This window comes from Paraglaciecola algarum (assembly GCF_021532655.1).
Lineage (GTDB): Bacteria > Pseudomonadota > Gammaproteobacteria > Enterobacterales > Alteromonadaceae > Paraglaciecola > Paraglaciecola algarum.
On the sequence record NZ_JAKGAS010000001.1, the window covers coordinates 832762 to 856823 of the forward strand.

General features: G+C 38.4%; 16 protein-coding genes and 2 pseudogenes. All 18 read right to left on the bottom strand.

Going from position 1 to position 24062, the window contains the following annotated elements; all coding sequences use genetic code 11:
* Positions 1–83: 83 nt before the first annotated feature.
* Positions 84–1091: a quinone-dependent dihydroorotate dehydrogenase gene (gene pyrD, locus L0668_RS03410; protein WP_235310652.1), complete on the bottom strand. Its 1008-nt coding sequence runs from the start codon at positions 1089–1091 to the stop codon at positions 84–86.
* Positions 1092–1419: 328 nt separating this feature from the next.
* Complete coding sequence (locus L0668_RS03415; protein WP_235310653.1) at positions 1420–6258, bottom strand: NAD-glutamate dehydrogenase; 4839 nt, start codon at positions 6256–6258, stop codon at positions 1420–1422.
* 289 nt (positions 6259–6547) lie between these two features.
* Positions 6548–6775, bottom strand: a complete 228-nt coding sequence (locus L0668_RS03420; protein ID WP_235310654.1) for a DUF2835 family protein — start codon at positions 6773–6775, stop codon at positions 6548–6550.
* A gap of 26 nt (positions 6776–6801) precedes the next feature.
* Entirely contained in the window at positions 6802–9420 is a 2619-nt protein-coding gene (pepN, locus tag L0668_RS03425; protein ID WP_235310655.1) for an aminopeptidase N, read from the bottom strand.
* A 70-nt stretch (positions 9421–9490) separates the two neighbouring features.
* The gene (nhaC, locus tag L0668_RS03430; RefSeq protein WP_235310656.1) at positions 9491–10966 is read right to left on the bottom strand and encodes a Na+/H+ antiporter NhaC; all 1476 of its coding nucleotides are present in this window, start codon (positions 10964–10966) and stop codon (positions 9491–9493) included.
* Between the two features lie 32 nt (positions 10967–10998).
* Positions 10999–12336, bottom strand: coding sequence for a sodium-dependent transporter (locus L0668_RS03435; RefSeq protein ID WP_235310657.1), 1338 nt, complete (start codon positions 12334–12336; stop codon positions 10999–11001).
* 79 nt (positions 12337–12415) lie between these two features.
* Complete coding sequence (gene prc / locus L0668_RS03440; RefSeq protein ID WP_235310658.1) at positions 12416–14464, bottom strand: carboxy terminal-processing peptidase; 2049 nt, start codon at positions 14462–14464, stop codon at positions 12416–12418.
* Positions 14465–14468: 4 nt separating this feature from the next.
* Entirely contained in the window at positions 14469–15122 is a 654-nt protein-coding gene (proQ, locus tag L0668_RS03445; protein ID WP_235310659.1) for an RNA chaperone ProQ, read from the bottom strand.
* 21 nt (positions 15123–15143) lie between these two features.
* Entirely contained in the window at positions 15144–15431 is a 288-nt protein-coding gene (locus L0668_RS03450) for a hypothetical protein (RefSeq protein ID WP_235310660.1), read from the bottom strand.
* 14 nt (positions 15432–15445) lie between these two features.
* Complete coding sequence (gene msrC / locus L0668_RS03455) at positions 15446–15913, bottom strand: free L-methionine (R)-S-oxide reductase MsrC (RefSeq protein WP_235310661.1); 468 nt, start codon at positions 15911–15913, stop codon at positions 15446–15448.
* 57 nt (positions 15914–15970) lie between these two features.
* Positions 15971–16666, bottom strand: a complete 696-nt coding sequence (locus tag L0668_RS03460; RefSeq protein ID WP_235310662.1) for an SIMPL domain-containing protein — start codon at positions 16664–16666, stop codon at positions 15971–15973.
* Positions 16667–16739: 73 nt separating this feature from the next.
* On the bottom strand, positions 16740–16973 hold the full coding sequence (locus L0668_RS20835) for a cysteine-rich CWC family protein (protein WP_349815623.1): 234 nt from the start codon (positions 16971–16973) through the stop codon (positions 16740–16742).
* Positions 16970–18172 carry a 2-methylaconitate cis-trans isomerase PrpF gene (prpF, locus tag L0668_RS03465; protein ID WP_235310663.1) on the bottom strand — a complete coding sequence of 401 codons (1203 nt, stop codon included), beginning with the start codon at positions 18170–18172 and terminating at the stop codon, positions 16970–16972. The genes L0668_RS20835 and prpF overlap by 4 nt, the downstream gene beginning before the upstream one ends.
* Positions 18173–20845 carry a Fe/S-dependent 2-methylisocitrate dehydratase AcnD gene (acnD, locus tag L0668_RS03470; RefSeq protein WP_235310664.1) on the bottom strand — a complete coding sequence of 891 codons (2673 nt, stop codon included), beginning with the start codon at positions 20843–20845 and terminating at the stop codon, positions 18173–18175.
* 65 nt (positions 20846–20910) lie between these two features.
* Positions 20911–22035, bottom strand: a complete 1125-nt coding sequence (gene prpC, locus L0668_RS03475; RefSeq protein ID WP_235310665.1) for a bifunctional 2-methylcitrate synthase/citrate synthase — start codon at positions 22033–22035, stop codon at positions 20911–20913.
* A 17-nt stretch (positions 22036–22052) separates the two neighbouring features.
* Positions 22053–22934, bottom strand: coding sequence for a methylisocitrate lyase (prpB, locus tag L0668_RS03480; RefSeq protein WP_235310666.1), 882 nt, complete (start codon positions 22932–22934; stop codon positions 22053–22055).
* Between the two features lie 40 nt (positions 22935–22974).
* Positions 22975–23394, bottom strand: a pseudogene (locus tag L0668_RS20975) (GntR family transcriptional regulator); the annotation flags it as partial.
* Positions 23392–23601 (bottom strand): annotated as a pseudogene (locus L0668_RS20980) (GntR family transcriptional regulator); the annotation flags it as partial. The pseudogenes L0668_RS20975 and L0668_RS20980, both read right to left, overlap by 3 nt.
* Positions 23602–24062: the final 461 nt, after the last annotated feature.

Here is a 24062-nt window from a genome sequence, read left to right on the forward strand (position 1 = left end):
AAAAGCTAACACATGTTTTTATTAAATGAGTGTTTAATTCCCATACTTATTTAGCATAAAATCAACAGATCAATGCAGGATCATTATATAGATTCCACGATCTCTTTGATCAATTTTGGCCCCTGGTAGATCAAAGAGGAATAGATTTGGATCAAGCTGGATCCAGCATCGATCCGTTCTTTGGCTGATGATCCGGAGTGAATACCCCCTACCCCTACAACTGGCATTCTACCTGCGATGTGATCGCTTAACTTACTAACAACCGCCTGGCTTTTAGCGCATAATACCGCTCCACTCAAACCGCCAGATTGCTCTGCATATTTTTGTCCTTTAACCAGATCTCTGTCTAAAGTTGTGTTGGTTGCAATGACCCCGTCGATCCCTGCATTGATCAAAGAATTTGACATGTCGACAATCTCTTCGTCTGTAAGATCTGGAGCGATCTTAACTAGAATCGGAACATACTTTTTGTATTCGTTTTCTAATTCTTTTTGGCGACTTTTTAAACCCGTTAACAACGTATCTAAGGCTTTACCGTGTTGTAAATTTCGTAACCCTGGCGTATTCGGTGATGATATATTTACCGTAATATAACTGGCATAGTTATAGACTTTGTTTAAACAAATTAGATAGTCAGATAAAGCTTCTTCTTCTGGAGTGTCTTTATTTTTGCCAATGTTTATACCCAACACCCCTGTGTATTTAGATTTTTTAACATTTTCAATTAGGTTATCTACACCTTTATTGTTAAATCCCATACGATTAATGATTGCCTGCCCTGCTGGTAGTCGAAACATTCTAGGTTTTTCATTACCTGGTTGTGGTTTGGGAGTAACTGTACCAATTTCGATAAAACCAAAACCCATTGCAGCAAATGCATCAATACATTCGCCATTTTTATCTAGCCCAGCGGCTAGGCCAACGGGGTTTTTAAAGGTGATACCAAACACTTCTACAGGTTTATCTTCAATCTTTTGTTTATAGATATTATTCAAAACATTGTTTTGGCTACGTCTTAACCAATTGATACTGAAGTCGTGGCTCCATTCAGCGTCTTGGGTAAATAATAATTTTTGGATCACGGAATACATATATTTCTCTCAAACAAAAAAAAGCCCCGGAATACCCAGGGCTAATAGATTAAAGGCAAGGGGCTGTTGATCTTTGGTGTATAAATTTTGTTCAAACTAAACTCTTTTTAATTGAGGCGCTGACTTAAAGGCCTAATGGATTAAGTCAAAAGTCAGCAACAAAGAGTAAAAAGAGTTTAGGAAGAACCCTTCGGGCAGCGTTTGTGCAATATTTATACTGCTTCAGCACTCACTCATGTAGAACAACTACACCACACTCGCGCTTCATTGTATAAATACCGCACAATTCGCTGCAAAAACATATACCAAAGTTCAACAGCCCCTAGTTTCAGTTACTGGCATTGATGCTTAATAACATCAGTTCGCGCAAGGCCACCGAAAACTTAGCAAACTCATGGGTGCTACTGGTTTTAAACTCAGACATCATATGATACCAGCGATCGAGTAAAATTTTATTATTGTCCATCCAATTTTTAATAATAATAGCTGGATCTTGATTGTTACCTGCTGAGGCCAATAAGACTGTAGTGATGGCACGCTGCTGCCAATCCAACTCTTCTCGATAGGACGCGCGTGCTAAAGCTTGCCAGTGGTTAGTCACGGCTTGTTTGTCGATTTGTTCTAAGAACCAATGTAGCTCGAGCTTAGAGCCTAACTTAAAGTAAAGACTAGAAACTAATGAAATGTCTTTACCTTCTGATTCGGCAATTTGCGCTAAGTCCATACATGGGAACATATTACTTAACGAAGCGACCTTAAATGCAATCGTTTTAGGCACTCCTTGTTTAATTAAATTATCACAAGCCGATTCCAATTGTTTATATTCATTTTCAACTAAGTAATCTTTAATATTAGTACACAAGTCTTTGAAGGTTTTATGATAGCTATCAATTGATTTTTGTAGATCGGCTGACTTATTACCGTGTCTTAAATACCAACGAGATGCCCTACGTAGGGTTCGACGCATACTATCTAACATGTGTAATTGTACAGATGACGAAACTTTATTATCTAAGGCCTCGACCTCCTGCCACAAAGTATTCATGTCAAATACACCTTTTACCACAGAATAACTTGCTGCTATCTCAGCAACACTTGCACCTGTTTCTTCCTTGATCCGAAAAACATAATTCATGCCCATATCATTAATGATATTATTGGTTAACTTAGTGGCGATAATTTCACTTCTAAGCGGATGGTGTTGCATTTGTTTAGCAAACTTAGTTTGCAACCTATCCGGGAAGGCTTCGATTAATAATTTTCCGTGATATTTGTTATTTGTAATTTCAGGAACATTAAGCTTTTCCTTCATGACCATTTTACCATATGCAATTAACACAGATAGTTCTGGTCTGGTTAAACCTTTAGATTTTGACAATCTTTCTGAAATTTCGTCATCAGTAGGAATAAACTCTAACTCTCTATTTAGGTAACCCTCGCGTTCTAAACCATGAATAAACCTTAATTGTTCTTTTAGTTGACTGACGCCACCTAACTCTGAGATAGAAATCGAACCTGTTTGACGATAACAATCTTGGATCACTAACTCCCCTACTTCATCTGTCATATCATAAAGTAGTTTGTTTCTTTGCTTAACCGTAAGGTCTCCTGCGTTAACTAAGGAGTTGAGTAATATTTTAATATTGACCTCGTTATCCGAGCAATCAACTCCACCGACATTATCAATAAAATCTGTATTAATTCGGCCACCATTGGCTGCAAACTCTATTCTGCCTAGCTGAGTCGTGCCTAGATTTCCACCTTCACCGATGATTTTAGCTGTTAATTCATTGCCATTTACACGCACATCATCATTCGCTCTATCGCCCACTTCAGCGTGGGTTTCTTTGGTACTTTTAACATAGGTACCAATGCCGCCATTCCAAATTAAATCAACGGGCATTTTGAGCACGTTATGAATTAACTCATTTGGGGTCATGCTAGTTTGTTTAGTACCCAAGCATTTTTTCATTTCAGGGGTTAAGGTGATTGATTTAGCTGCGCGACTAAATATATCGCCGCCCTTTGAAATAATCGAGCGGTCGTAGTCATCCCAACTTAAAGAAGGGTTTTCAAACAGGCGACTACGCTCTTTATAACTGGTCTCACTATTTGGATTTGGATCAAAAAAGATGTGCAAGTGATTAAAGGCACACACTAATTGCGTATGTTTAGACAACAACATGCCATTACCAAATACATCTCCCGCCATATCGCCTACCGCAACGCAGGTGAAATCAGTGGTTTGACAGTCTTTACCCATTTCTCGGAAATGACGTTTAACCGATTCCCAAGCCCCTCGGGCAGTAATACCCATCTTTTTGTGGTCGTAACCAATACTGCCACCTGATGCAAATGCATCTCCTAACCAAAAGTTATACTCATCAGAAATTCCATTGGCAATATCAGAGAAGGTGGCGGTGCCTTTGTCTGCCGCTACCACTAAATAGGCATCATCTTCATCTAAACGTACTACATCTTTTGGATGCACCACTTTTCCGTCTACGATATTGTCAGTGATATCCAGTAAACTACGAATAAAAATTTTGTAACACTCTTGGCCTTCAGTTTGAAACTCTTCACGATTAGTAGCTAAATGTAGGTTCTTACAGACAAAACCACCTTTTGCACCTACTGGTACTATCACTGTATTTTTAACTTGTTGGGCTTTGACTAAACCTAATACTTCAGTTCTAAAATCTTCCTGTCTATCAGACCAACGCAATCCTCCTCTAGCTACTTTTCCACCGCGTAAATGGACACCTTCAATTCGAGGTGAATAGACGAAGATCTCAAATTTTGGACGAGGTAGTGGCATTTCTGAAATAAGTTCAGGTAACAACTTAAAAGAAACGTAAGGCTTTTCATTACCTTGTCCATCGTTTTGATAAAAGTTGGTTCTGAGGGTGGCTAGAATTAAATCTAAATAGCGGCGAATAATTCTGTCATCATCTAAATTTGAAACATTATCTAGTTGGAGCTTAATGTTATCTAAAATAGATTGCTCAGCTTTACTACTACGTTTTACTTTAGGGTCAAACTTTTGGTTAAACAAAGCGACTAAATCTGTGCCAATTTTAGGATAATTTGCCAAAGTATTTGCGATGTAATCTCGACTAAAAGAGCTACCTATTTGGCGCATATATTTGGCATATGCGCGTAATACAGTCACACTTCGTCCCGTTAGACCGGCACCCAATACTAAGCGATTAAAGGGATCGTCTTCTAAGGAGCCATACCAAACCTGTGAAAATGCAGTTTGAAACAGTGACTGAGCTCGTTCCATTTCCATATCGTTACTGGTGTTGTGTAACATGGAAAAATCCATGATCCAATTCACTTCACCATCTGCTGAAGATACTTTGTAGGGACTCTCATCAATTACACGTAAACCAAAGTTTTCAAGCATGGGCAATACGGCAGATAAATGGATAGGCTCGTTTTTATGAAATAATTTTAATTTAACTCGCTTACTTTCCGGTCCTTCTTCTTGAGGGCGGTAAAATAACATGTCTAAGGAGCGTTCATTGGTTAAAACTTCTAATTTGTCGATATCGACTAAAGCTGCACTAGGTAAGTTACATTCTTTATAACTACTTGAAAAAGCATTAACATATTTATGCTCTAGCCGTTTACCTTTTGCTTCACCATGATTTGCACCTATAGTGGCTTGAAGTTGATCGTCCCAACTCTTGCTTAACTCAATGATATTCTTCTCAATTTCCTTCACATTATAATCCGCGTTATTGTTATTGACTCTGGCAATGTAATGCGTTCTGGCATACACAGACTCTGAAAAATATGTGGTAAATTCAACTGTTTGTTCACTAGCAAAAGACTTTTGTAATAATGCTTGTGTATCTTTGCGCAACTGAGTGTTATACCTTTCTCTGGGTACAAAAACCATACAAGAAATAAACCGGCCAAACACGTCTTTACGCACAAATAATTTAGATATACCCCTTTCTTGCATTTGAAAGATACCTAGTACAATTTGGGCTAACTCTTTAACACTACCTTGTAACAATTCATCCCGTGGATAAGTCTCAATAATGTTTAAAAAGGCCTTGTGACCGTGGGTGCCAGGTTCAAACCCAGACAGTTTAGAAATCGCACTGATCTTTTCTTCAAGCACAGGTAACTGTGTCGCGCTACTGTTGTAAAACGAAGCGGAATAAAGGCCTATAAACCTGTCTTCACCAATAACATTTCCCTGTTTATCAAAGCGTTTTATCCCTACGTAATCCAAATAAGCAGGTCTATGCACTCTAGAAGGGCGACTGGTTTTGGTTAACATCAAGGGATTGGAACTTAATGCTTCTGTTCTTGCCGAGGTTGGGATATTTGATAACACTCTTTGTCTATCTGTTTGTGAGTTTTTCATTAACCCTAAACTAGATTTATTATCTGCTACCCATCTATAGTCCCCTTCGATACCTTTAGCCTGATAACTTCGGTACCCCATAAGGGTAAAATTGTGATTATTTAACCAGTTTAAAAATTTATCAGTTTGTTGTATTTCTTGCTTAGAAGCCGGACAAGGACTGCTATTAAAATGAGCAATACTTTGTGTTAGTTTTTCACTCATTAACTTCCAGTCATCAACTACCAAAGACACATCTTTTACTACCGTAATTAGTTCAGAACTAATTACATCTAATTGTTTTCTAGAAGTCTGACGGTCAACCTCAATCATAAATACGGTTTGACGTTCAGTTCCCTTTTTCTTGGTCGAAGCGGGTTCAAAATCTTTAAACTTATGGTTAACATCGCGACTTAAACTGATTGGGCTATGTAGCAATAAATGAGCAGTAATGCCAAGACGATTAAGTGCCATGCGCACCGAATCAACTAAAAACGGCATATCTACTACGATTATTTCGACAATTGTGTGAGTTGACTGCCAACCATGCTTACTAATCTCAGGGTTAAATGCTCGAATAAATGGTTCTTCACCAGTGTAATCTACAAATTCATTCCAAAGACTTAACGTTGCACCGTATAAATTGCTGGCGTTACGATTCTCGAGGTCGTCATTAGAAATATTTTTAAATAAAATTTTTGAAAAATTAGTTACTCGTTCAATCTGGGACGATTCAACTTTTTTACTAATCAATTTATAGACATTTTCAAGTAAAACTGAATGTTGGTTATCTGCAACCGTCATGTGTCACCATTCTTGATTAAGGCAATTAATAGTAGTTTATAAATGCAATTATGCACCGAAGTGTTTTTAGAACATTCAAACTTAGGTTAGTCAATAGACTGAGATATATACAGTTTTTTGACTTATTGAAGTTATTTTCGCTAAAAAATAAGGAATTTGATATAGCTAATTTACATATTTTTAACAGAATACATAGTTATGCAATTAGGTAAGGTTAGCACCCAGAAAAAGGTAGTGAAAACTAGTATTCTTAAATAAATATGCAAAAACTTTTTTGCAGTGAGCCGAATTAGTCTTGGGTTACTTTTTCAAAGCTTTTAATTTTGTAGTTATCATCAAAAATTAAGCGAAACCTGCCTTGAATACCTTTTCGGGTAACATGGGGGCGAAGGTTTCGTACAGGAAGTTGGATCCGCTTTCCATCGTCAGATGTCATAACCACAGAATTTACTCCAGGTTGGTAAAACTGCTCACAAAAATCATATTCAACAGAAAGCGTAAAATAGTAGGACTGCATGATAAATTTATATATACCGAACTAACTTAAGGTAAACTCTTTGTAATTTTTTCGTATAAATCTTTACTCAGTCCCGGGGTATCACCAATTCGCATAAGTTGATGCTGCATTAGAGCTTGTCTTTTAACATCAACCTTTTGCCATTGGATCAGTGGAGTGATCATCCTAGATGCCACCTGAGGATTGATATCGTTGAGTTTGATTAAATAATCTGCGACAAATTTATAACCACTACCATCAATATTGTGAAAACCAGAGACATTATAAAATGCAAAGCTGCCGATTAACGCTCTCACCCTATTTGGATTGTTAATGGTATATTGAGCGTGTCCCATTAACAGTTCTAGCCTAGCTAGAATATCGGCCCTATCGGTATTGGCTTGCAGTGCAAACCACTTGTCTAATACTAATGGATCGGCTTGCCATTTTTGCTCAAACTGTTGCATTAATGAATCAAATTCAGCTAAATCACCAAGTTGAGCGGCCGCAAGCGCGCCTATTGAATCCGTCATGTTGTCTGCGGTTAAAAACTGCTGTTCTATTATTGACTGCGCATGCTGGTGTTGGCTGGCAGCCAAATATTTTAAAACAAGGTTACGTATCTTTCTTTGTTTAACTTGCTCCACTGTATATTCGTATTTTGGTATTTGAATACTTTTATATAAATCAAACCATTGGGTTTGATAAGTATCTGCAAAGGCTTCTAAGAGTTGTAAACGACTCTTACGCAGCTGTTCAACATCAACAGATTCAACTTGTTGGAACAAGCTTTCAAAACTAGGAATGGTTAACATCTCTGTTTTTAATGCTAGGTCTAAGTTTGCATCATTAATAACTTGGTCAAAAACCGCAACCGTATCTTTTATAGACTGTGTTTTTGTTATCTCACCTTGATCAGCCAATTGTAAAATACACTGACTAAACACCCTTTGACTGGCATCCCAGCGAGTAAAATCATCGGGCGACTTTAACATTAGTGCTACCAAATCACTTCTTGAATAAGCGTAATTTAGTTTTACCGGAGCACAAAAGTCGTGTAACAAAGAAAGTACAGGCTTTGAGCTCTGGTTACTAAATTCAATGACCTGTGTTTGCTCTGTTAATTCTACTATCTGTTCTTCAATTACCGAGTTTAGTTGTTGATTGTGATTTTGATCAATTAAGCTAAATCTCATAGGAATAACCAGGTTTAACTTTTCAGCTTGATCAAATGTTGGCTTAGTTTGTTGACTAAACTCAATTTTATAAAGCCCAGTTTCTTGCTCATAAGTATCAGAAACTGTGACTTGCGGCGTACCTGATTGACTATACCAACGTCTAAATTGAGTTAGATCTTTATTATTTGCATCTTGCATGGCTTGTACAAAATCATCACAGGTGACAGCTTGCCCGTCAAAACGCTGAAAATAAAGGTCCATGCCTGCCCGAAACCCCTGTTTTCCTAATAAGGTATGTAACATGCGTATAACTTCAGCGCCTTTATCGTAAACCGTTACTGTGTAGAAGTTATTCATCTCTATGACTTCATCAGGCCTGATAGGATGGGACATAGCACTAGCATCTTCAGCAAATTGATGTTCGCGCATGATCCGCACATTCTTAATTCGGTTAACTATGGGCGACGACATGTCATTACTAAACTGCTGATCTCGAAAGACGGTTAAGCCTTCTTTTAAACTAAGTTGAAACCAATCACGACAAGTGATCCTGTTACCCGTCCAATTATGAAAATATTCATGGCCTATTACAGCCTCGATATTAAAGAAATCTTCATCTGTAGCTGTTTGCTCATTAGCCAATACAAATTTGCTATTAAAAACATTGAGACCTTTGTTTTCCATAGCTCCCATGTTGAAAAAGTCGACGGCGACTATCATGTAAATATCTAGGTCATATTCTAGGCCAAACTCAGTTTCGTCCCATGCCATAGATTTTTTTAGAGATTCGAGAGCATGATAACCGCGTTCGGCTTTACCTTTGTCGACAAATAATTCTAATTTTACAGACCTATTAGACGCAGTAACAAAGGTGTCTTCTAATAAATCAAAATCACCTGCCACTAAGGCAAATAGATAGCAGGGTTTGTTAAAGGGATCTGACCATTTTACCCAATGTTTGTTATCCGCCAATTCGCCACTGTCTACTTTGTTTCCGTTAGATAATAAATATGGATATAAAGTTTTGTCACCTACTATTGTGACTTGGTATTTAGCTAGTACATCTGGTCTATCTAAAAAGTAGGTTATTTTTCTAAACCCCTCTGCCTCACATTGAGTACAAAAAGCTCCACTAGATTGATATAAACCTTCTAAACTGGAGTTTCCCTTAGGGTCAATTTGATTTTGGATAGTGAGTTCAAATTCGTTTTTTAATGTATGGATAGTTAACGATGTTTCATCTTGTAGATAATCACTTTGTTCTTTTCCATCTAATTTAACTGAAAGTAGTTTAAGTTGTTCACCGTCTAAAACTAATGGTTTATCATGTTTTCCATTACGCGTAACCGTAGTGCTACAGGTTACTATGGTTTCATGGCTTTCAAGTTCAAAATGTATGTCCACGGTTTGAATTAAAAAGTCTGGTTGTTGGTAATCTGCTCTACGTTTGACGATAGGGGCAGGTGAACTTGTGGTATTAGTAGACATGAAAAATCTCTGACAATTAAAGTTAAGTATTATTGAATCTAAATAATTGAATCTAAATATTAAAGCTAATCTAACTTTTAGCTAAATGTTCAGGAACGGGAATACGTAAAATCTTAATGCCTAAGTAAGCATATATAACGGCTAAAACAGGGTTAATTAAATTAAAAAATGTATAAAAAATATAGTCTAGCGGATTAACAGCTAATACGCCGTGCATATATACACCACAGGTATTCCAAGGTATTAATGGTGACGTTAAGGTTCCACCATCTTCTAAACTGCGGGATAAATTTAACTGATGTAAACCACGTTTTTCAAATTCATTTTTATACATACGACCAGGCATAACGATAGAAATATACTGATCGGCGGTAATAATATTGGTACCAATACAGGTTAGTATTGTGCGAGTAATCATATCACCTGCTGAATTCGCGCCCTTCAAAAACGCTTTAACGGCTCGTTTTAATAAACCTACTTTTTCTAATACCGCTCCAAAAGTCATGGCGCACATAATTAGCCAAATGGTATTGAGCATACTTGACATTCCGCCACGACTTAACAAATCATTCAAAGTATCACTAGGTGTTGAAAAAGACACACCATCAAACAAGGCAGACCAAATGACAATAATAGCCCCTTGAATAGCGCCTGCGCCTTCAGCATTATCACTGACAAAATTGGCGATTAGTTCTGGCTGGAACAATGCAGCCCAGACTCCACCCAATAAAGCCCCGATAGAGACGGATGGAAAAGCAGGGACCTTTTTGATAGCCAAGGTCAACAATACAAATAACGGGATCAACATATGTAATCCAAGGTTAAATTCCTGCTCAAGCAACTCTTGCATCTCTGCAATTTTTGAAGCGGAATCAGTAGGCTCAGCTCCCATTCCGATAAATACAAATAGAATAAGTGTGATGATAATACTGGGCACTGTAGTCCATAACATGTACTGTATATGTTCAAACAAATTTGTACCAGCAATAGCTGGAGCCAAGTTTGTGGTTTCAGACAGTGGCGAAACTTTATCTCCGAAGTAGGCACCTGATACGACAGCCCCGGCTGTAACGGCTTCAGACATACCCATACCAATCGACACCCCCATCAATGCTACACCAACAGTGGCCGCTGTAGTCCAAGAACTACCAATACTCATAGCAACTACTGCGCATATTAGACACGTTGCCGCATAAAACATAGAAGGGTTTAATAAGTCTAAGCCGTAATAAATTAAGGTGGGAACGGTACCCGCTAACATCCAGGTTCCAATTAACGAACCTACTGCTAATAATATTAAAATGGCACCTAAAGAGCGGGATATGCCTTTAATAATCCCCTCTTCTATCACCTCCCAACTATATCCATTCTTCATGCCGATAATGGCTGCAATGCCCATCGAAATTAGTAATGCAATCTGATTAGGTCCAAATGAAGAGTTGTCTCCAAATAAATAAACTGAAGAACCTAACAATGTGATTAAAATGATGATCGGTACTAATGCATCTAATAACGAAGCTTCTTTATATTGATTTTCTATCGACATATTTTTGATATCCGCTTTATTAGATTAACGAGTTAATTAACTATTTTTAAATAAAACATAATGGCTATTACCACAGGGCATACAAACTTCACATACCAAGGCCAAATTTTCCAAAATAGACCTTGCTCTGCTTGTTCATTACCTTGCAATAGTTCTTTTAACACTTCATTTCGTTTCCACACCCACCCAGCGTAAATACATAGAACTAAGCCCAATAATGGTTGGCTATATTTTGTGGTTAAATCTATGGTTAACACAAATAATTGATTAAAATTTAATGCAATAGTAGTACTTGCTGCAAAAACACAAAAAGTTAATAACCATACGGCTGGCCTGCGCTCAATTTCATGACTTTCTACTACGTAAGCTACTGGCACTTCTAGCATTGAAATAGAAGATGTTAATGCAGCAATTAACATTAAAGCGAAGAATACAAAGGCCACATAGACACCTACACTGCCCATTGAATCAAATAACGAGGGCAACACGGCAAAGATCAAATTAGGACCTTCTATTAACTCACCAGTTCCGGTGAATATTTCAATACCATTGTGCAAGGCCACGTACATGGCAGGAATAATTAACATACCAGCTAACACTGCTACCCCAATATCCACTAGGGCAACTGAGGCACCTAGAGTTGGCAAGCTTTCTTTTTTACTAATATAAGAGCCATAAACCAGCATAGTACCCACACCTAAAGACATAGAAAAGAATGCTTGCCCCATCGCATTAACCAAGAGTTCAGGATCCATGACTAAACTAAAATCAGGTAATAAATAGGCACTCCAACCTTCAGATGCACCATCCAGTGTCGATACATAAAGGATCAATAAGGCTATGATAATAAACAAAGCGGGCATTAACCTGACAGACCATTTTTCAATTCCTTTGCTCACACCACCAGTCACAATTAGCGCAGTCAAACATAAAAACAGTGCTGAAAATACAATGTCTCGGGTAACAGAGGATGTCACTAACCAGGTAGACCAGCCCTGTTGACCTAACATATCTGTGATAGTTTGCACTAGATGTGACAACATCCATCCCGCAACTAAGGCATAAAAGGATAAAATAAGTGATACTGTAATAAAGCCCCAAATACCTGCTGCTTTACCTATATTATTGCCAGATATCTTTCCTAATGCTGCAACCATATTGGAGCGAGTTGCACGGCCAATAATTAACTCTGCCATTAACACTGGATAGGCTAATAAAAACGCTAATATGACATAAACAAGTACAAAAGCTGCACCTCCATTACTGGCAACTTGGGTAGGGAATCCCCAGATGTTACCCAATCCAACAGCTGACCCAGCAGCAGCTAAGATAAAACCTAAGCGAGACGAAAATTCACCACGAGCACTCATATACGGCCCTTTTATTATTTTTATATAGTTATAGGAGCGGCAGTACTGTTATCTATAGCACTGCCTGTAAGTATTGAACTTAATGCTTTTCTTGTTTGTTATTTATTGCGTATTTACCCGCTGATAAAACGTCATAGGTAATATTTGCCGCTTCGTCTAGAAATGGATCTAATTCTTCTAATTCTTCTGGCAGATCACCTTCCAAATTTTCTACCTTGGGTAGACCTAATCGTGCTAAACGTTCGTTAACGCGAGTAAGAGCTCTTAATTCATTTTCGGACTTTTCTTTCAAACGTTCAGACTCCACCAAAGAAATTGTTTTATTTTCTTTTTTGATATTAAAACGCACAATATCTTCATATATATAGTTAAATTCATCTTTTATTCTGTTTTTGTGGCGCTCTTCTAAGGCTTTAATGACTTCATGGTTCTCACCAAAGGTTGTATAGTTTGCGCGCACAATACTGTCCCAAGGCAGCGCATTTTCTTCTTGGCTTTCCCCCCAATCTTTAGGGTCTATGACTGATGGAAACAAAATGTCTGGGATGACTCCTTTATGTTGAGTACTGCCACCATTAATTCGATAAAACTTAGCGATAGTAAATTGAACGCTGCCTAGCGGGTTTTCATACAGATCGTAGATCCGCCCTAAAGGTCTGTGTTGTTGCACTGTACCTTTGCCAAAGGTTTGCTCACCTAAAATAACGCCACGACTATAGTCTTGCATGGCTGCGGCAAAAATTTCTGAAGCAGAAGCGCTATAACGATCTACTAATACTGTTAGTGGGCCATCGTAATATACTTTTCCGTCTACATCTTTCTCTAATCGAATTCGACCTGCCCCGTCACGGATCTGTACTACAGGCCCTTTATCAATAAATAATCCAGACAAGAGTGTCGCTTCAGTCAGCGATCCACCGCCGTTGCCACGTAAATCAACAATTAAACCTTGGATATCTTGTTCTTTTAAGCTTTCGATTTCTTTTTGAACGTCTTGATGCAGATTATTGTAAAAAGAAGGGATGGAAATTACACCCAATTTACGGTCTTTATTTGGGCCTTCCTTAGGTACATAAACCTCCGATTTAGCCGCCCTATCTTCAAGTTTAATTTTATCTCGAGTTAAAGTGACTACTTCAGGCACTGTGGATTCAGAAGAACCTTTGACCATTTGAAGCTTAACAATACTACCTTTAGGGCCTTTAATTAATTCAACGACCTCATCTAAGCGCCAGCCAATAACGTCTACAAATTCGTCATCATCTTGAGCTACACCAACAATCTTATCTTCTGGCTTAATTTTGCCAGACAATTCAGCTGGGCCTCCGGGCACAACACTGCGGATCACTGTATAGTCATCTTCACTCAATAACACAGCCCCAATACCTTCAAATGAAAGATTCATTTCCATCTTAAAACGTTCAGCATTACGTGGAGACAAATAACTAGTATGTGCTTCAATACTGCGTGCAAATGAATGCATCACTGTTTGAAATACATCTTCACTGGTGGTTTGGGTGAGGCGTTTTATGGCTCTTTTGTATCTTTTGGTTAGTAACTCTTGGGTTTTCGCCCAATCTTTACCGGCTAACTTTAAATTTAGCGCGTCATACTTAACCCTTTGTCGCCAAAGTTCATCTAACTCTGCAGTATTTTTAGCCCAATCGGCATCTTCTCTATCGTAAACAAACTTGTCATTTGCTTGTTCAAAGTTAAATTCTTTTTCTAACAGTGATAAAGCATATTCATACCTTTGGGCGCGCTTATGCATATTAGACTGATAAATCTCATAGGCAATGGCTAGGTTACCGCGCTCGATGGCATCATCAAACTTGGTTTTATATTGAGAGAACTCTGCGATATCTTTGGCTGTAAATACATTTCGATTAAAGTCTAAAGAACGAATGAAACGATCAAATATTTTTTCAGACAATTCATCATTAAGATCAATTTGTTTATAGTGAGAGCGTAAAAACTGTGATGAAATCCTTTTCGCAGAGGCAATATGCTGAGACTCTTGTTTGAGCTCAGGTAAATCTTCGCTGCTAGTACTATTTTCAATTGCTACTGCAGAGGAACTAGCAGCGAGTAACGCCGAAACCACTGATACACGAATTGATCTAATCATATGTTTACCTTTTAGAACGAGCTAACCTTAAATTATCTAATTGCACTTTGACTACCATACCGCTGTCAAGTTGCACTTGAATACCATCTTTTGCAACATCAGTGATAGTTGCTGGCATTGGACTCTTCCCAACCTTTACGGTAACTAATGTACCAACTTTAACTTGGTCGTCTGTTAACTTTTCAGCAGGTGGGAGTTTAACTTTAGGTTGTTCTTTTTTTTCTAGATTTTTGTCTATTCTTTTAGACGATTTAAATTTGGGAATATCTTTCTTGAGTTTTTTCTTAGCTTCATCTTGTTGAAGCTTTTGCTCTTTGCGCTTTTCAGCCACTTTGGCTTTACTTTCTTCAAGCTGTTTTTTAGCATGTTCAACATGTTCATCTTCAATTACAGCTACACCTTTACCATCCAGGTCAATACGCTGCGCATCCTTTTTAATACTGTGCAGATATCGCCAACTATTAGTGTAATGACGTAAAGAAGAACGCAACAAGGTTTTACTTACCCGCTCTTCGTTTTCTAAACGTTCTGCCAGATCTTGAAAAATACCAATTTTAAGTGGTTTTGCATCCCCCTTAGCACTGAAACAGGCTGGAAAGGTTTCTACTAAAAAATTGATTACTTCTTTACTATTTGAAAATTTTTGTGGATTGTCCATTAAGTCTTCTAGTTTTGTTTGTTAACGAGGTTCTTGGTGCTCATCATCCCAAGTTGCTAGAAGTTGGTCAACCCAGTCATACAAATCATCTTCATCTATATCGAGTAAATGGCTATCTTCTCGCCAATTTTCCCAAATATATTGGATCATATTTTCTAAATTTGTGGAATTGATGTCTTCATCAGCTTGATCATAAAGCATGTGTAACAAAGTATTGAGACGATCAGCCGCTTCTTCAGCCCGATCCTCCCAAAACTCCATATCTTCTATTGTGGCCAAAGCGACATGAATATCGACCATATTTTTCATTTTACGCTTTTCCTTTATTTTTCCATAGCGACTTGTAGAATTTCTACTATCTTAGTCAGGCCTAGCAGATCTTCTGAGTCAAAACGAGCAATTAATGGGCTATCTAAATCTAACACACCAAATAAATTGCCTGATAGGTTTATAGGGATCACTATTTCTGAGTTGGAAGCTGCATCACAAGCAATATGCCCACTAAATTGGTGCACGTCTTGGATTAATTGCACTTTATTTTCTGCTGCGGCAGTCCCACATACACCAGTACCAATTGGAATACGTATACAAGCAGGTTTGCCATGAAATGGCCCTAATACTAGTTGCTCGTCTTTTATTAAATAAAAACCTGCCCAATTAACATCTTTTAGTGCCCAATAAATTAATGCGCTTATATTCGCCATATTAGCGACTTTGTCTGTTTCACCTGCCACTATAGCTTGTGCTTGTTGAGCCAATTCAACGTAGAGTGTTTTTTTATCTTGTGACATTAATTGTTAATCCAGTTGTTATTCCAATCACTATTATTTGAAACTTTATATTAAAAATTAGTCTACGAGACTAAATACCACCTCAACTCTGGCTTGCATAGCCACTTCACCGGGTTGGTAACTAGAGGTTTTTGCTGCGCTCATTCTCAAGACATCCATTTCTACTGGCGCAACATTACCAGAGGATTGCTCTGATATGGTTATGACTTTACCTAACTTCAAGTCCAAAGTTTGCACCATTTGGCTGGCGCGTTTTTGTGCATTTAATAATGCGCTTTGCAATGCTGATTGATAATTTTCTGCACTTTTACTTGAAGTCGCACTAAATCCATCAATACGAGTAATACCTATATTAAGTAAAGCATCTATAGATTGTCCATATTGTTCTAATTTATCTAAAGTCACCTTGATCTTTCTGGTTAAAACAAAACCTTTTTGTTCGTTACCTTCCCTTTTGTATTCGATCCAAGGGTTAAACCTAACTTGCAACGTTTGAATAGACTTCTTTTCCACACCAATACTCGTCAGTGCGTTAACTACATCTAAAGTTTTTGTCTTTATGATTTTATTCAGCTCACCAGCAAACTTACCCTTTTCCTCAATATGCACCACGAAACTAAAAATATCCGGGGTACTATTCACAACGCCCATACCTGTGACTTTTATGTGTCTGGTTTGGTTATCCTGTGTTGCAGCAACACTATAATTAACTATAAAAGTGCTAAACAAGGTTATACATATTATTTTAAACATATTTGTTATTCCTAGAGTTAAATTGTTTTCAATCTTAACCGAGCCTGCTGAATGTCCCCTTAACAAAATGTAACTAGGGTTTTAATTGGATACTTTTTTTAAAATGGGCTGGATGGGTATTGAAACTGTTAATACAGTTTTTACATATGCATGATTTATGTTGTAACTTATTAGGTAATAACTCAACCAAAGCATTTGGAATTTTAGACTCAAAACACCAACAAGGTGATGAACTATTCACCCCACAATAATTATTATTCCCACAAAAAGGGCATGATAATTCATTAACCCTAACTTCAGTTTTCATGCTTTTTGTTCCCAAGTGTGCGGAATTAATACCTTACCCTCCATGAGTACTCGGGCACTACGACTCATAGTCACTTTTTCTATTGTCCATTTTCCGAGATTTTTAGCCGCTTGTGCACCCACTTTTAACGTACCTGATGGGTGTCCAAATACCACATAACTATGCCGTGCTTTTTCGGCTAAATTTCCAGTTATTAGTTGATTAACAATCGTACCTTGAATAACTGATGCCGAAGCTATCGACACTGCGGCTGTGCCCATCATAGCGTGGTGTAACTTGCCCATCGACAAAGCCCTTACACATAGATCTATCTGATTTTTGGAGACCTGTTTACCACTAGTACATTGGTAATCAGTTGAAGGCCCAATATAAACAATTTTAGGCGTGTGCAATCTGTTATTTGCTTCATCCAAATTTTCAATAAGTCCCATTTTTAACGCACCATATGCCCGAATTTTTTCAAACTTTTGCAATGCAGCTGGATCGTTATTGATATTCTCTTGTGATTCTGTCCCTAAATACCCGATATCAACAGCGTTGACAAAAATTGTAGGAATGCCTGCGTTTATCATAGTGGCCGATATACTCCCAACATCAGGAATATCTAATTGATCAACTAAATTGCCGGTTGGAAACAAAATATCGCTAGCATCCACTGGTTGAATAAATTCTATTTTTATCTCTGCAGAGGGAAAAGTTACCCCATCTAGCTCAAAGTGGCCGCATTCAACAACTTGACCGTTTTGAATAGGCACATGAGCAACTATACTTTTTTGAATATTTTCTTGCCAGATACGTATTATGGCAATGCCATTTTGCGGAATACGACTATTATCTACAAGCTGATTGGTAACGGCAAAAGAGCCTACAGCCGCAGTTAAATTGCCACAATTTCCACTCCAATCTACTTTAGGTTTATCAATAGATATTTGCCCAAATAGATAATTTACATCATGTTCCGCTTTATCACTTTTTGAAAGTATGACTGCTTTACTGGTGCTAGAGCTTGCGCCTCCCATGCCATCTATTTGTTTTTCATAGGGATCTGGGCTGCCAATGACCCTCAATAGCAAGTCGTCTCTGGCTTTCCCCGGGGCTTGCGCTTGTTTAGGTAAGTCTTGTAGATTAAAAAAGACCCCTTTACTGGTTCCACCACGCATATAAGTTGCAGGTATTTTAAGCTGAGTTATATAATCCATCTAAAGGTTAGCCTTTTTCGCGTTATCCTTCATTACGTTATTCTTTTTCGGAGCTATAGTACTCAAAAAATCTAAGGCAAAGCGCTGTAACACTCCTCCGGCTTCATATACCTTTACCTCTTCCGCTGTATCTAAACGGCAAATAACAGGCACTTGAATTGATTCTCCGTTTTGCCTTTGTACGACCAAATCCAAACTTGCCCCAGCTAAATTTGCTCCACTCAAAGCTTCACCGGACACATGGTAAATTTCAGAGCCATCTAAATGTAAGGTGTTACGATTGGTTCCTTGATTAAACTCTAATGGCAAAACACCCATTCCGACTAAGTTTGTTCTATGTATTCGCTCAAAACCTTCGGCCACAATCACTTCAACGCCTGCTAAACGAACTCCTTTCGCCGCCCAATCTCGAGAAGAGCCCTGCCCGTAATCAGCACCAGCAATAATGATTAATGGTTGATTGCGTTGCATGTAATTTTCAATGGCTTCCCACATGCGCATTACTTTTCCCTCGGGCTCTAGTCGAGCATATGACCCTCGTTTAATTTTACCATTTTCAACAATCATTTCATTTATCAGTTTAGGATTAGCAAAGGTGGCACGTTGAGCCGTTAAATGATCACCTCTGTGTGTGGCGTAGGAATTAAAATCTTCCTCTGGCACGCCCATTTGGGCAAGATACTCACCAGCAGCACTATCTAACATTATCGCATTTGAAGGTGACAGATGATCAGTCGTTATATTATCCCCTAAAATGGCTAATGGCCGCATATTCTTCAAACCTGCTTTATTAGCAAATGATGACTGCCAATACGGTGGCCTTCTAATATAAGTACTTTCTGGGCGCCAGTCATAAAGTGGACTTTTAGCTGGAGTAAATGAGCCTAAATCAAACATTGGTGTATAAACCTTGGTAAATTGTTCAGGCTTAACGTAGGTGGCAACGAGTTGATCTATTTCTTCATCGGTGGGCCAAATGTCTTTAAGTTTTATATCAGTGCCTTTTTGATCTTGGCCTAGTACTGAATTTTCGATATCAAACCGAATACTACCAGCAATGGCGTAGGCTATCACTAAGGGCGGAGAAGCTAAAAATGCTTGTTTTGCATATGGATGTATACGCCCATCAAAATTTCGGTTACCGGATAAAACCGCCGTTGAATACAGATCTCGGTCAATTATTTCTTGTTGTATTAATGGATCTAAAGCTCCGCTCATGCCGTTGCAAGTAGTGCAGGCATAACCCACTATACCAAAGCCTAATTGCTCCATTTCAGATAATAGGTCCGCTTCTTGTAAGTACAATTTGGCGACTTTAGACCCCGGAGCGAATGAAGATTTAACCCAAGGTTTGCGGACTAAGCCTAATTTATTGGCGTTACGGGCTAATAACCCCGCGGCTATCACATTTCGTGGATTACTGGTGTTTGTACAACTTGTAATTGCGGCAATAATGACTGCGCCGTCTGGCATTTGATTTTCTTTTTGGGAAGTATCAGTTGATGCATGGGCAATATCACGCTTAACTAAATCGGCAGTCGCTACGCGTTTATGAGGATTTGATGGACCCGCTAAGTTCCGGCCTACACTGGATAAGTCAAACTCTAACACCCTTTGATATTCCACTTGAGTTAAGTCATCAGCCCATAACCCAGTATGTTTAGCGTAATTCTCTACCAAGGCTACTTGTTCTGGCTCTCTACCGGTTACTTTTAAATAGTCTATGGTTTGCTCGTCAATATAAAACATACTTGCCGTCGCGCCATATTCAGGTGTCATATTAGAAATAGTCGCTCTATCTCCAATACTTAAACTCTCGACCCCTTCACCAAAGAACTCTAGATATGCTGATACCACTTTTGATTGGCGAAGAAACTCAGTTAGGGCTAATACAATATCAGTGGCCGTTATACCTGATTGCCTACGTCCACTCAATTTCACGCCAATGATATTTGGCATTCTCATAATAGATGGCCGCCCTAACATCACTGTTTCAGCTTCTAACCCACCTACCCCAATCGCGATAACACCCAGTGAATTTATATGGGGCGTATGACTGTCAGTGCCAACACAGGTATCAGGAAATGCAACGCCGTCCTTAGATTGAATGACAGGAGACATTCTCTCTAGATTAATTTGGTGCATAATGCCATTACCTGCTGGTATCACATCTACATTTTTGAACGCCGTTTTTGCCCATTCAATAAAATGGAACCTATCTTGGTTACGCCTTTCTTCAATCACCCTATTCTTTTTAAATGCTTCTTTATCATAGCCGGCATGTTCTACTGCTAAAGAATGATCGACGATTAATTGTGTGGGTACTACTGGATTCACCTTAGTTGGATCGCCACCTTGTTCAGCAATAGCATCTCTCAGACCTGCTAAATCGACTAATGCGGTTTGGCCCAAAATATCATGGCACACCACTCTAGCGGGGTACCAAGGAAAATCTATTTCACTTTTTGCGAACACAATTTGTTCTAGACTGGACTGTATTTGTGTAGGGTCACATTTACGTAATATTTGCTCTGCTAAAACCCTGGATGTATAGGGTAATTTGGCATAACGACCGACCGCTATTTCTTCGATAGCCGCTCGTGTATCGTAATAATCAAGTTTTACCCCATTGAATAGATAATCAGGTAAAGGTTTACGATATTGATAATTCATGGAAATCCAAAATAAAAGTAAAATTAAGGGATTAAGTCTAGCGTTAATAACGAGTTAATAGGTATTTATCGCTCAGATATTGGCGTGACTACTCTAGGCTCTGAGCCAATATAATCGGCACTAGGTCGAATAATACGGTTATTTTGTCTTTGCTCCATCACATGTGCCGCCCAACCAGTTACCCTTGAGCATACAAAGATTGGGGTAAATAATTTAGTAGGGATACCCATAAAGTGATACGCCGATGCATGGAAAAAATCCGCATTACAAAATAGTTTTTTGCTGTCCCACATATACTCTTCACACGCTACTGAAATATCGTACAAACTGGTGTCACCATATTCTTTTGATAGTTGTTCAGACCATTTTTTGATGATCACATTTCGTGGGTCAGACGCACGATAAATAGCATGGCCAAATCCCATGATCTTTTCTTTACGGGCTAACATCTCGGCCATTTGTTTTTTAGCATCTTCGGGAGAGCTAAATTTTTGGATCATATCCATAGCCGCTTCATTTGCACCGCCATGCAACGGGCCTCTAAGAGAACCTATGGCACCAGCAACACATGAATACATGTCAGACAAGGTTGATGCACACACTCGAGCAGTAAAGGTAGAAGCATTAAATTCGTGCTCTGCATATAAAATTAGGGATACATCCATGACTTTTTTATGTAGTGCAGAAGGTGACTTACTGGTTAATAATTTTAAAAAGTGGCCCGCAGTAGAGTTTTGGTCGGTTTGACAGTCAATTTCCACACCCTCATGACTATAGCGATACCAAAAACACATGATGGCAGGAAACGCCGCTAATAAACGATTAGACGCTTGAATTTGTTGAGTAAACTCTACTTCTGGCTCTAAATTTCCTAAAAAGGAACATGCTGTTCGCATGACATCCATGGGATGAGTGTCAGCTGGTATTAATTTAAGTACCTCTTTTAAAGCTTGTGGTAAATCACGTAAGCCTTTTAAGGAACTTAAGTAATCTGCTAACTGAGATTCATTTGGCAGTTCTGAGTTAAATAACAAATAAGCGACTTCTTCGAAGGTCGCATTATCGGCTAGATCTGACACATCATAACCACAGTAGGTTAAACCTGAGCCTGATTTACCTACAGTACATAATTTGGTTTGACCGGCACTTTGGCCTCTTAGTCCCGCTCCAGTTAATTTTTTATCAACCATTTTCAATCACCTAGTTATTATTTGTTTTTGCCTTCAGAAAAAAGCCTATCCAATTTTTGCTCGTATTGGTGATAGCCTAAATAGTCGTATAATTCCATACGAGTCTGCATTGAATCGACAACGGCTTTTTGATCGCCGTCTTTTAAAATGGCTTGATACACATTTTCAGCCGCTTTATTCATGGCTCTAAAAGCACTTAAGGGGTACAACACCATTTCAACGCCCCAAGATGCTAATTCTTGTTTATTCCATAATTCTGTTTGACCAAACTCAGTAATATTGGCCAAAATCGGCACATTTAAGGCTTGTGAAAAAGCTCGATAATCATCTTCCGTTTTAATGGCTTCAGCAAAAATCCCATCAGCCCCTGCTTCGACGTATGCTTGTGCCCTTTCAATTGCTGCATCTAATCCTTGTTGAGAAAAGGAATCAGTGCGAGCCATAATAAAAAAATCTGGGTTGGTTCTAGCGTCAACTGCTGCTCTTATTCTATCTACCATTTCTTGGGTTGTGACTATTTCTTTATTTGGCCTGTGCCCACAACGTTTTTGCGCCACTTGATCTTCAATATGAACAGCAGCGGCACCTGCTTTTTCCATGTCTCTAATGGTTTTAGTAATATTAAACGCCCCTCCCCAGCCAGTATCTATATCAACTAGAAGTGGCAAATCACAAGCTGCAGTTATTCTTTGTACATCAACTAATACATCATTAAGAGAGGTCATACCTAAATCAGGTAAGCCATATGACGCATTTGCCACACCACCACCAGAGAGATAGATAGCTTTATGTCCAATAGTTTTAGCCATTATGGCGGTATAGGCGTTAATTGTTCCAACTAACAGCAAAGGTTGATTGTCGTTTAAAGCCAATCGAAACTTGGCACCTGGGTTACTCATTTACATTCATCCTTTTTTCTACATTTAGTCGGGAAGCTGCTATATGCCTACGCATTAATATCTCTGCCAATTCACCATCTTTGTCAGTAATGGCTTGAATTATGTTTTGATGTTCGTTGAACGCCCTTTTTGCTCTTGGACTTGGCATGCCAAATTGATAACGATACATACGCACTAAGTAATATAGTTCTTCACATAACAAACGTATCAACTGTTTGTTTCCGCTACCCATTACTATTTGGTAATGAAAGTCCAAGTCCCCTTCTTGTTGGATATAACCTTGGCCTCTTTGTAAAGGTTCATCTTGCTGATGTATATTTAACAACTCATTGAGTTGTACAATTTGATTCTCGCTCATGTTTTGGGCCGCAAGACGACATGCCATACCTTCTAGAGACTCTCTTACTTGGAATAACTCAAGTAACCCTTCTGTCGACAGTGCAACAACGCGATAGCCGATATTTGCTTTACGTTCAACTAACCCACAAGCTTCGATCCGTGACAAAGCATCTCGTAATGTTGAGCGACTAATTTGATAATATTTAGCCAGTTCTGGCTCACTAAGTTTTGAGCTTGGGGTGATTTCACCTTCTACGATCCTTGTTCGTAAATCGGTAAATACAGAATCAGCACGGGTCGTATTAGAATTAAATAATTGGTTCGGCATTGATAAAAGTGTCGACAATAATATTTGTATTATCAAATAGTAACTAATTATCAATTTAATACAACCAGAAATGTCGACAATAACTCATATTATGTAAATTTAAGTACATATCTAAACAACTAAACGTAAATCCCAAGTACTTTTAGAGATGCAAATTATTTACTATTTGTGTTTAAATAATTGTTTATTTTTTATGCTGAGTCATCGTATACTTACCTTTCCAGTTTCATGAGCTTTTATACTTCATTTAATTGAAGTTTTAGTTAGCGCACGGCTCTAACAGAGAGCCATTCCCCTAAGCCCGAACTAGTAATAGTTTCGGGCATTTTTTTATTTTTGTTATGCTGTATTTCGATTGTCACTATGAATGTGTACATATATAACTAATCTGCTTTAATTAAACAGGACACTTTAATAATGGAATATAATGCAATTATTGAGGTGTTAAATGATAAAACGAA